We start from the raw sequence: 9,138 nt of genomic DNA on the forward strand, positions 1-9,138 counted from the left end.
GACCAAACCGACGTCTGCTCATGCAGCAAATGCCGAAGATGCACTTTGCAGCTCGCGCCAATTCCAATTTTGCGTCGCGACCACTAGTCGGGAAGACCAAGCGCGATCGCAGCCTCTTCAGTTAAGGCGCGAAATTCGGTGTGACTACTCGGAACCAGAGCCTTTGCTTTTGCTTTGCTGAACCCCGGGTTACGGCGTTTCGTTTCTTTTAACCACCGCGACACACCGTCATCATTGCCAATCAATCGGTTTGACATCGCCGCAAACATCGCGTGGCCCGCATGCGCACCAGGCGTCAGCGCGGTTTGCTGTGCCCACTGAACGGCAGCATCATAGTCCTTCGCGGCAAGCGCGATCCACATCTTGTTGCAGAGCATGCCGCCTCGAAGCGGGTCAAGCGGGCTAAGTGCAATGGCAAGGTCCGTCATTTCGTTTCCACCTGCATAATCCGATGTGAAAACCTTCGCCCAACTGGACGCATATCGGCCGAATGCGTAATTTGGGCTTTCAAGGACCGCCCGGTCAAACCACGGCTTACTCGCTTCTGTATCTCCTGTCAGCCATAGGCTTCTGCCCATCACAACATTCGAAAACGGGTCACGCGGTTGAAGTAGAACACTTTCCTCGGCGCTGCACCTGGCGGCCAGTCGGTCCGCGGCGAGGTCAGACGAATATCCCAGAAACACGCGTTGAAAAGTGGTGAACGAAATTCCAGCATGCGCGCGTGCCAATGTTGGTTCCAGTGTTACAGCACGTTCGAACATCTTTCGGGCTATTTCTGTATCTGACTTGTTGAACCGATACATATGACGAATTCCCAGATGCAAAGATGACCATGCATCCAGGTTTTCTGCATCATCCACTTCCAGAAGTCGCGCCTCGTGTTCGGGAAGCTCAAATTCAGAGATATTGAGCACGGCCCCGGCTATTTCGGTTCGCAAACGTTGCACCTCGTCAATCGGAGCTTCTTTTCGAATTGCCCAGACGACCTCACTTGTACGGGTATCGGCCATTTCTACATCCACATAGAGACGGCCAGCCAACGCCTCCACCATTCCCGAGATGCAGTACTGTGCACCCAGTAGGGACTTAACGTCTTCAAACTCAATCGTCTGTCCTCGGAACCTGAATGACGATCCGTGTGCAATGACACGCAACCAACGCACACTGGAAAGCGATCTGATCAATTCGCGCGGGACTGCATCCGCCAGTGATCTTCCGATCTCCAGGTCGCCGATCGCCGAAAACGGCAATACCGCGATACATGGTGGCGACCCGACTGTTTTCTGCTCGGCTGTTTCAGACGCTTCCAGTGCCGTGGCAATTTCTACCGATACCAATTTGGCGGGTGCCACAAAGCGAAACCCTTGCCCGCGCAACGTACGAACGTATTTCTGAGCGCTCCCATCATCGCCCAATACCTGACGTAGCGATTTTACGCGGCCGAGGATGGTCCAGTCCGAAACCACGCGTCCAAACCATACGCGTTGGACAATCTCATCCTTGGAAACCACCCGATGGCGATTTTCAAGCAAAAGAACTAACAGATCAAAGACTTGCGGCTCAAGCGCGACAGCGGTCGCACCATGGCGAAGCTCGCGGGTGTCAGTGTCTAACGTAAAGGCATCAAACTCGTATCGCATTCTCGTACTGCTCCCTCGGTCTTGCCATTTTATCCCAAGTGAAGTCTCAAATACAGATTTCCAATGATCTCCCAAAAATCTCCCAGTTGGCTTCAAGCAGAGCAGGCGGCGGCGCGGTAGAGCCATCGCATTCGGGCAATCCGCCCAGTCAATAAAGAGTTTGGAGAATGACATGTCCCATCAAGAAACGAGATTGTCCGGAAACTGGCCTGCTGCGGGCTCAAAAGAAGTCGCCGCAGACTATTTCAACGCCGCCATGCGCGCGTTCAACATCTACAGGGGCGATCCCGTGGCGCTCGTCGACCAGGCGATTGAGGCCGCTCCGGACTATGCGATGCCGTATATTCTGAAAGCCTATCTGTTCGGATTGGCAACCGAGCCTGATGCCGCGGTCGAGGCACGGAACATTTTGGCGACAGTCCGCCCACTTGCCAAATCCGACCTGGAACAATCGCATGTCGATGCCCTGAATGCGCTTCTTGCCAACAATTGGACAGAAGCTGCCGTCAAGCTGGATCGTCACAACATGTCGTTTCCACACGACATTCTGGGCTTGCAAGCTGGTCACCTGATGGACTTTTACCGCGCCAATGCTCGCGACATGCGGGACCGAATTGCACGGGTCCTACCGAAGTGGTCGGAAGACCAGCCGGGCTATTCCATCCTCCTGGGCATGTACTCCTTTGGGCTGGAAGAGACTGGTGATTATGGCCGTGCTGAAGCCGTCGGTCGGGAAGCGATTGAACGCGATCCCTTAGACTGCTGGGCGCAGCACGCTGTCGCGCATGTGCTGGAAATGCAGGGGCGTGCTGAGGACGGCATCGAATGGATGGCGTCGCGCGAACTGAATTGGTCGGGTGATGACAACTTCTTTAAAGTCCACAACTGGTGGCACAAGGCGCTTTATCACCTCGACCTTGGTCAGGCCAATGAGGCGATCAAGCTGTACGATGCGCGGATCCGCGAAGGAAAAAGCGACGTGGCACTGGATTTGGTCGATGCCTCGGCCTTGCTGTGGCGCTTGCATCTGGAAGATCACGACATTTCCGACCGCTGGGCCGATGTTGCAGCGTGCTGGGACAACCACGCCGATGGCAAGCTGTACCCGTTCAATGATTGGCACGCAGCCATGGCCTATCTGGGATCCGGTCGCGATGAAGAGGTCGATCGTATCGTTGATCAATATCGCAATGCACCCGCCGGTGGCGGCGAGACATCGCTGTGGGCCGCGGCAACAGGGCTGCCCTTGATCGAAGGGTTCCGGGCATTTTGGCAGGGCCGCTACGAAGATGCGACCGAAGCGCTTCATGGTGCGCGGTTTATCGCGAACTCGTTTGGCGGCAGTCACGCGCAACGCGACATCATCGATTGGACGTTGACCGAAGCTGCGCTGCGTTCTGGTAATCGAAATGCGGCAGAAGCGCTGGCAAACGAGCGGATTGCTGTCAAACCACACAGCCCCATCAACAAACGCTTTTTGGGTCGTGCGAATGCGCAGCCCCAAGGTTCCATGATCGTGGCCTAGAAGCCGACGTCGCAAAGAATCTGGCGCGGGCAAATATTCGCGCGCGCCAGATGACCTGATTGAGAGGACAAAATATGAGAATTGAAATCCGCCATGTCGAAGCACAGGACGTATCGGACATCAAACGCATATTAACTGATGATTCCGTGATGTTGGGCACAATGCGCCTGCCACATGTTGCAAACGCCAATGTCGAAGCGCGTATCAACACGGGACCGGGCGACTACAAACTGGTGGCTGAAGTAGACGGTAGTGTCGTTGGCATCTGCTTTATGTCGTCGACGCCGGACGTGCCACGCCACAATCACGCAGGCGAAATTGATCTGGTCGCGGTCCGCAGCGACTTTCAGGGCAAGGGAATAGCCAAAGCGTTGTTGGGCGCGATGCTGGATCTCTGTGATAACTGGTTGCAGCTGGAACGAACCGGCCTCTTGGTGTGGTCGGACAACACTCACGCCATCGAGCTTTACGAAGCATTTGGATTTGAGCGGGAAGGCGTCATTCGCAAATACGCCCGTCGTCCGGGCGGCTTTGTCGATGCGGTGATGATGGGCCGATTGTCGGATCATCATGCGGCGACTGATTTGCGTGTCGGCCACCAGGCAAACCATTCCAATTAACCAGCGAACCCAAAGCTGCTGCGTTTCAATCGAACGTGGCGAGAGGCGTCAGCTTGCGAAGGGAAAAGACATGACTCTCAAATATTGCGCCAAGCGCTCGGCGAAGCTGATCATCTCGATAGTATGCCTGACAATGGTGATAGCCTGCAGGGCTGCGCGGGCTGACGTTCAACACCTGCCCCCGCCTCTGATGGATACAGATTTTCTGTGGGATGGAAATCCTGACCAAGCGCTGGTCACTCTTGGACAAAACCTCTTCTTTGACCCGATCCTGTCTGGCAATCGCAACATTTCCTGCGGAACATGTCACGATCCGTCACTGGGTACCGGGGACGGGTTGGCACTGGGTATTGGCGAGGGCGGTCACGGTGCAGGTCAGAAGCGCGAGACGAAGGACGGCGTGATCGGGCGCGTACCACGCAATGCCCAGCCGCTCTACAATGTTGGCGCGAGAAGTTACACGCGTATGTTCCACGATGGCAGGCTGGAGATCGATGATCAAAGAACTTTTCCCAGCGGTTTTTGGAGCCCCGCGCGCGAACACTTGCCCGCTGGGCTGCCCAATGCGCTGACCGCGCAGGCTATGTTCCCTGTTCTGTCGCCTATCGAAATGGCGGGCCAGAAGGGAGAGAACCTGATCGCGACAGCAGTGGCTGAAGATCGGATAACGGATGCTTGGGACCTGATTGCTGAGCGACTGGTCGCCATTCCCGGATATCAGCACCTTTTTGAGGAAGCTTTCGGACCGGGTCAGATAACTTTCAGCCAGGCTGCTGAAGCCCTTGCGGCGTTTCAAAGCGTGGCGTTCCGGTCCGAGGGCAGCCCGTTTCATCGCGCGGTGGCGTCTTCGGATTTTTCGAGTTTTCCGGACAGCGCCCAAAGAGGTATGGACCTGTTCTACGGCTCGGGCGGATGTTCAGAATGCCATAACGGTCCGCTTCTTACGGATCATGAGTTTCACGCGATCGCGATGCCGCAAATCGGGCCCGGCAAGGGCCATGGCAGTGACGCGAGCTTTTGGAGGGCGTCTGGCTTCATGGACCGGCTTGAGGACGAGGGACGGTACCGCGTGACCTTCGAGGTTGAGGATCTTTTCCGGTTCCGAACACCGTCATTGGTCAACGTCGCTTTGACGGGACCGTGGGGGCACAGTGGAGCCTACAACACACTTGAAGATGTGGTCCGGCATCATGTTGACCCACTGCAAAGTCTCGAAACCTACGCGTTGCCTTCGCTGCCGCTGCTCGATGATGTCATTGAGCAGACTGGGAAGGGGTCAACTCTGATCTTTCGTCCGCTCAACCCCGCGCGGCGGACCGCTTTCGACGCGCGCGACGGGTTTGTCCACGGCTCTGATCGATTGCGCGGACGCATTGCCGAAGCCAACGAACTTATGCCCAAACCGATCGCAGACAACGAGGTCGCAGACATTGTCGCGTTTCTCAATGCGTTGACCGACCCAGCGATGACGGACCTGTCGGAGCTGATCCCCACCGACGTGCCATCGGGACTACCACCGCAGCCGAAGCGCTAAAGAAAAGGAAAATTTGAATGGCACCTCACGCAAGACTCTACTCATTTCTTCTGTTCAGGCCTGCAAACAACTCAAAACGCGCGGCATTCCTTCGGTCGACCCACGTTGCCCTGCAGCATCAGCGACTGGAACAACTGCCCGATTTCCTGCTTCGCGACATGGGGCTTCACCGTGACGCGGACAGATATCCACCCTGCCGGCTTTTCTAGAGCTGGCTCCAAGACGTTCTCATGCGAATTCGAAAAGGAGATTCCAATGTTTCGCATCTTGAAAACTACCACCGTTCTATTTTCACTGGCGGTTCCTTGCATCGTTATTGCAGACGATCACAGCCATACGGATTACGATTCCGGTGGACCTGTTGGGCCCATTGAAGATGAACCTGAGGCAAACATCATGATGGCTGCGTATGACGCGCAGGACACTATGTCTCTGACCTTCATATTTCACATCGACGAAGAATTGACCGAGCAGGACGTGTTTTTCGAAAAGGACCCGGGCTCTGGCGAGGTGTTCCGCCCAACGGCTGCAACACGCGATATGGATGCGCCCCTTTATGCCCCGGCCGATCCGGTGCCGCACACGCCGCTGCAAACCGAAAACACCGGCCCATGGTTAAAAGGCAAGCCGCTGGGGATTACACTTGGCGAATGGTTTGCTGCGAACGGGGAAGGAACTTACCAGTGTAAAGACGGGATCGGCAAAGTCGATATCCAGTTCGAAAACCTAGTGCCCAACGGTCTTTATACCATGTGGCACGACTTTGCCGTATGGCCACCCACCGATCCCTTCAAAGGCTTCTATGACCTTCCTTTCGGAGCCCGCGATGGATCAGAAAACGCGTTTACCGCAGACGCTGATGGCCGTGCACGGTTTCAACGCTCGATCACACCCTGCCTGCAACTGACCGGTGAGCAGCTCATCTCGGAGCTTGCAATTGCCTGGCACAGCGATGGCAAGACATGGGGGCCGGATACGGGTACGTTCTCGACCGACACCCATGTTCAGCTTTACGTCCCGCTGCCCAAAAGAAGCGGCTTGTGAAACAGCTGGCGCGTGGCCGCTTGAAACTCGGGCCGCGCGCAACATGCAATGGCGAAAACTGCAGAATTGGCCGTACGCCGCAAACCTCTCGCTCCTACTACACAAATGGGGGTATGACCTATGGTTCAAAGCATGTTTGACGCTAATCCAATCATCCTTGGCGAGGGATCAATGTATGAGCGCCTGCGGCGAGGCGCAGGGAGCTCCTTTGATCCACACATTGCACATGCCGGAATGATCTACAATGAGATCGGAAGGTTCTGTCGCAAAATTTTCAGATGGCAGAGCGTCGGTGGATTTGGTGAGCAGATTATCCTGCCAGTTGGATGAACTGCTGAAACGGACGGAGCCCGGGCGTGAATTGACCTTTGCGGATCATGTTGACCAGTTCTATACCTGCCAGGACAGAAGCGGCTGAAGTGAAAGACTTGAATCCCAGCATGGGTCTGATCCTTCGTTTGATGAAACGGTGATCCTGTTCGATGATGTTATTGAGGTATTTGCGCCTGACCATCTCGATTGGTACAGGGCAGCTGAAGCCTTTCAGCATCTTGTTGATCGCCTTGATGCCAGCTGTGTTGGCACCACTTTTGTCGATAACGATCTTGCGTGGCAATCCGTTCACCTCGAGCGCGCGGGCGAAGAACCTGGTCGCAGCGGCCTTGTTCCGGCGCTCGGACAGCATGAAATCAAGGGTCTTGCCGTGTTTGTCGATCGCCCGGAAAAGATAAACCCATTCGCCTTTCACTTTCACATACGTTTCATCCATGCGCCACGAACGGTCTGTGGGACGCTTTCTATACCGCGCTGCTTCAGCAATGAGGCCAGCATACCGACTGACCCACCGGTTTAGCGTTGCATGATCCAGATCAACGCCACGTTCCGCCATGATTTCTTCCAAATCCCGGTATGAAACACCGTAGCGCAGGTAGAAGAAAACCGCGTGCAGGATGACGTCTTTCGGAAAATGCGCGCCCTTAAATGAGATTGTCACGTTCTGCTCCTGCCATGTTCCAGCACGCGTTAGCAGAACCGCGTTAGATCTGACAGGTAGGGGCGAAGTTTGCGACAGAACCACCCTTTCCACGCCTTTTCTGCAAATGCCTGAATCGATGTGACGATGCCTCCAACCAGCAGGGCCACGCCGATAAAGGCCTCGACAGCGAGCGTGGACATCAGCGGGAAGGCTATGGCGCACAGTCCAACGCAGGCCATGGCGACGCCGAGCACGATCAGCAAGACCGGTTGAAGCCGCCAACCGGCAGCCTCTTCCATAAGTGCGGGTTTCGGTGCGGTATCAGTAACTGAATCAGTCATTTCGACCTCCGGGTCAGGGTTCAGGCGACCGACTTGTCGAGGTGATCGCGATAGGCGGCAACGGCTGCGTGCAGGGCCTCCCAATGGTTCTTTGCTTGATCATGTGCGTCCGACACGGCGTCTTCGCCTTCTTGCTGGATGCGGTCAGCCAGGTCGGTGACCTTGTCTTTTGCTTCCTGCAGGTCGGATTGCAGCTTTGTCACCTGTTCCTGGGTCCACTTGTCGGTCGCGTCGCCTGCGTCCTTGACCTTCTGTTCGAACGATTTCAGCTCGTCCTCGACACGGGCATAATCGTCTTTGGCTTTCTGTACGAATTCAGAAAATGTTGTCATGGTTCAGTCCTTTCATGGGTCATATGTTTGTTGGGCCCGTTTGAGCGCCATGACCCAGACCCTCGCAAATCCCCGCTCCGCGTCCGAGTGAGTCACGGTTAAACCGTCGCGCTGTCTTGTGACGCGGCCCGTCATCGGACAAAGTTGAGCGACGGAGGGAAAAATGCTTGCCGAAGTAAGCTCTGCCATCGATCCAAGCGCTATTCAGGAACAGCTGAAGCGCATCCTCGTCAGTCCGCATTTCGCGGACACCACGCGCCTGAACCGCTTTCTGTCGCATATTGTCTACGAGGCGCTGGCCGGCCGATCCGAGGCGCTGAAAGGCTACGCAATCGGCATTGACGTGTTCGACAAGCCCGAGGATTTCGACCCAACAATCGACACGATAGTCCGGGTTCAGGCCAACAAAATGCGCAGTCGGCTGGATCTCTACTACGCACAGGAAGGGCGCGAAGATCCGGTGAGGATTCGCATTCCTAAAGGTTCTTACGCCCCGGTTTTTGAGATCGCATTTGAGCCCGAACGCAGGGCCGATGCCGAAACGCTCACAACGGCAACCGGCCGAGTTACGGTGGCTGTGATGCCTTTTGACAACCTGAGCGGAGACCCGTCTCAGGAGTATCTGGCCGACGGGTTTACAGAAGAAGTCATCTCGGCCATCGCCCGGTTCCGCGAAGTGAGCGTGCTGTCCCGGCACGTTACATTTCGTTTTCGAGGGCGCGGCCGCGATCCGCGCGCAGTCGGTGGCGAACTGGATGTTCAGTATCTGGTCGAAGGCAGCGTGCGTCATTGGGACAACAAGCTGCGCGTAACCTCCCAACTGATTGACGCGGAAACCGGTCAACAGGTTTCCGCCGACACCTATGATCGCGACCTGAGCGCGGACAGTCTGTTTGAAATTCAGGACGACATCGCCGCCCGGATCGCCACGGAAATCGCGGAACCCCACGGAGTGATCCATCGAACGGGTGCCGTGCAGCGCAGGGCGCAGACGCACACGCTGGATGCCTATCAGTGCAGGTTGCTGGCCAGCGAATACTGGCGTGAACCCACGGCCAAAAAACACAAGAAGGTTCGCGACCTGTTGGAGCGCGCCGTTGAGATCGATCCTGAATATGCCGGG

At 56.0% G+C, this 9,138-nt stretch carries 8 protein-coding genes and 1 pseudogene; 5 read left to right on the forward strand and 4 right to left on the reverse strand.

What is annotated here, in order from left to right; genetic code table 11:
• Window positions 1-83: 83 nt before the first annotated feature.
• Complete coding sequence (locus ACR0EL_RS16485) at window positions 84-1,643, reverse strand: winged helix-turn-helix domain-containing protein (RefSeq protein ID WP_480501174.1); 1,560 nt, start codon at window positions 1,641-1,643, stop codon at window positions 84-86.
• A 172-nt stretch (window positions 1,644-1,815) separates the two neighbouring features.
• Between ACR0EL_RS16485 and ACR0EL_RS16490 the strand changes: the two genes are divergently transcribed.
• The 4 genes from ACR0EL_RS16490 (at window position 1,816) to ACR0EL_RS16505 (ending at window position 6,366) form a co-directional block, all read left to right on the forward strand.
• A complete protein-coding gene (locus tag ACR0EL_RS16490; protein ID WP_480501175.1) occupies window positions 1,816-3,168 on the forward strand; it encodes a tetratricopeptide repeat protein in 1,353 nt (450 codons plus the stop codon).
• A 74-nt stretch (window positions 3,169-3,242) separates the two neighbouring features.
• Window positions 3,243-3,788, forward strand: coding sequence for a GNAT family N-acetyltransferase (locus ACR0EL_RS16495; protein WP_170403801.1), 546 nt, complete (start codon window positions 3,243-3,245; stop codon window positions 3,786-3,788).
• Between the two features lie 70 nt (window positions 3,789-3,858).
• A complete protein-coding gene (locus tag ACR0EL_RS16500; RefSeq protein WP_480501176.1) occupies window positions 3,859-5,322 on the forward strand; it encodes a cytochrome-c peroxidase in 1,464 nt (487 codons plus the stop codon).
• A gap of 255 nt (window positions 5,323-5,577) precedes the next feature.
• Entirely contained in the window at window positions 5,578-6,366 is a 789-nt protein-coding gene (locus ACR0EL_RS16505) for a hypothetical protein (RefSeq protein WP_480501177.1), read from the forward strand.
• Window positions 6,367-6,676: 310 nt separating this feature from the next.
• Here the strand turns inward: ACR0EL_RS16505 and ACR0EL_RS16510 are convergent, their stop codons facing one another.
• The 3 genes from ACR0EL_RS16510 to ACR0EL_RS16520 are packed head-to-tail and all read right to left on the reverse strand — an operon-like array spanning window position 6,677 to window position 8,015.
• Window positions 6,677-7,360, reverse strand: coding sequence for an IS6 family transposase (locus ACR0EL_RS16510; protein ID WP_480501178.1), 684 nt, complete (start codon window positions 7,358-7,360; stop codon window positions 6,677-6,679).
• 29 nt (window positions 7,361-7,389) lie between these two features.
• Window positions 7,390-7,683 carry a DUF308 domain-containing protein gene (locus ACR0EL_RS16515; RefSeq protein WP_480501179.1) on the reverse strand — a complete coding sequence of 98 codons (294 nt, stop codon included), beginning with the start codon at window positions 7,681-7,683 and terminating at the stop codon, window positions 7,390-7,392.
• A gap of 20 nt (window positions 7,684-7,703) precedes the next feature.
• Window positions 7,704-8,015, reverse strand: a complete 312-nt coding sequence (locus tag ACR0EL_RS16520) for a hypothetical protein (RefSeq protein WP_480501180.1) — start codon at window positions 8,013-8,015, stop codon at window positions 7,704-7,706.
• A 163-nt stretch (window positions 8,016-8,178) separates the two neighbouring features.
• On the opposite strand from ACR0EL_RS16520, the pseudogene ACR0EL_RS16525 reads away from it, so the two are divergent.
• Window positions 8,179-9,138: pseudogene (locus tag ACR0EL_RS16525) on the forward strand (hypothetical protein); the annotation flags it as partial.

The sequence above is a fragment of the Ruegeria sp. AH12 genome (assembly GCF_056541465.1).

What these genes read in the sequence shown, in the direction of transcription:
- ACR0EL_RS16485 (WP_480501174.1), bottom strand. Translation starts at nt 1,643, where the DNA reads ATGCGATACGAGTTTGATGCCTTTACGTTAGACACTGACACCCGCGAG.
- ACR0EL_RS16490 (WP_480501175.1), top strand. Translation starts at nt 1,816, where the DNA reads ATGTCCCATCAAGAAACGAGATTGTCCGGAAACTGGCCTGCTGCGGGC.
- ACR0EL_RS16495 (WP_170403801.1), top strand. Translation starts at nt 3,243, where the DNA reads ATGAGAATTGAAATCCGCCATGTCGAAGCACAGGACGTATCGGACATC.
- ACR0EL_RS16500 (WP_480501176.1), top strand. Translation starts at nt 3,859, where the DNA reads ATGACTCTCAAATATTGCGCCAAGCGCTCGGCGAAGCTGATCATCTCG.
- ACR0EL_RS16505 (WP_480501177.1), top strand. Translation starts at nt 5,578, where the DNA reads ATGTTTCGCATCTTGAAAACTACCACCGTTCTATTTTCACTGGCGGTT.
- ACR0EL_RS16515 (WP_480501179.1), bottom strand. Translation starts at nt 7,683, where the DNA reads ATGACTGATTCAGTTACTGATACCGCACCGAAACCCGCACTTATGGAA.
- ACR0EL_RS16520 (WP_480501180.1), bottom strand. Translation starts at nt 8,015, where the DNA reads ATGACAACATTTTCTGAATTCGTACAGAAAGCCAAAGACGATTATGCC.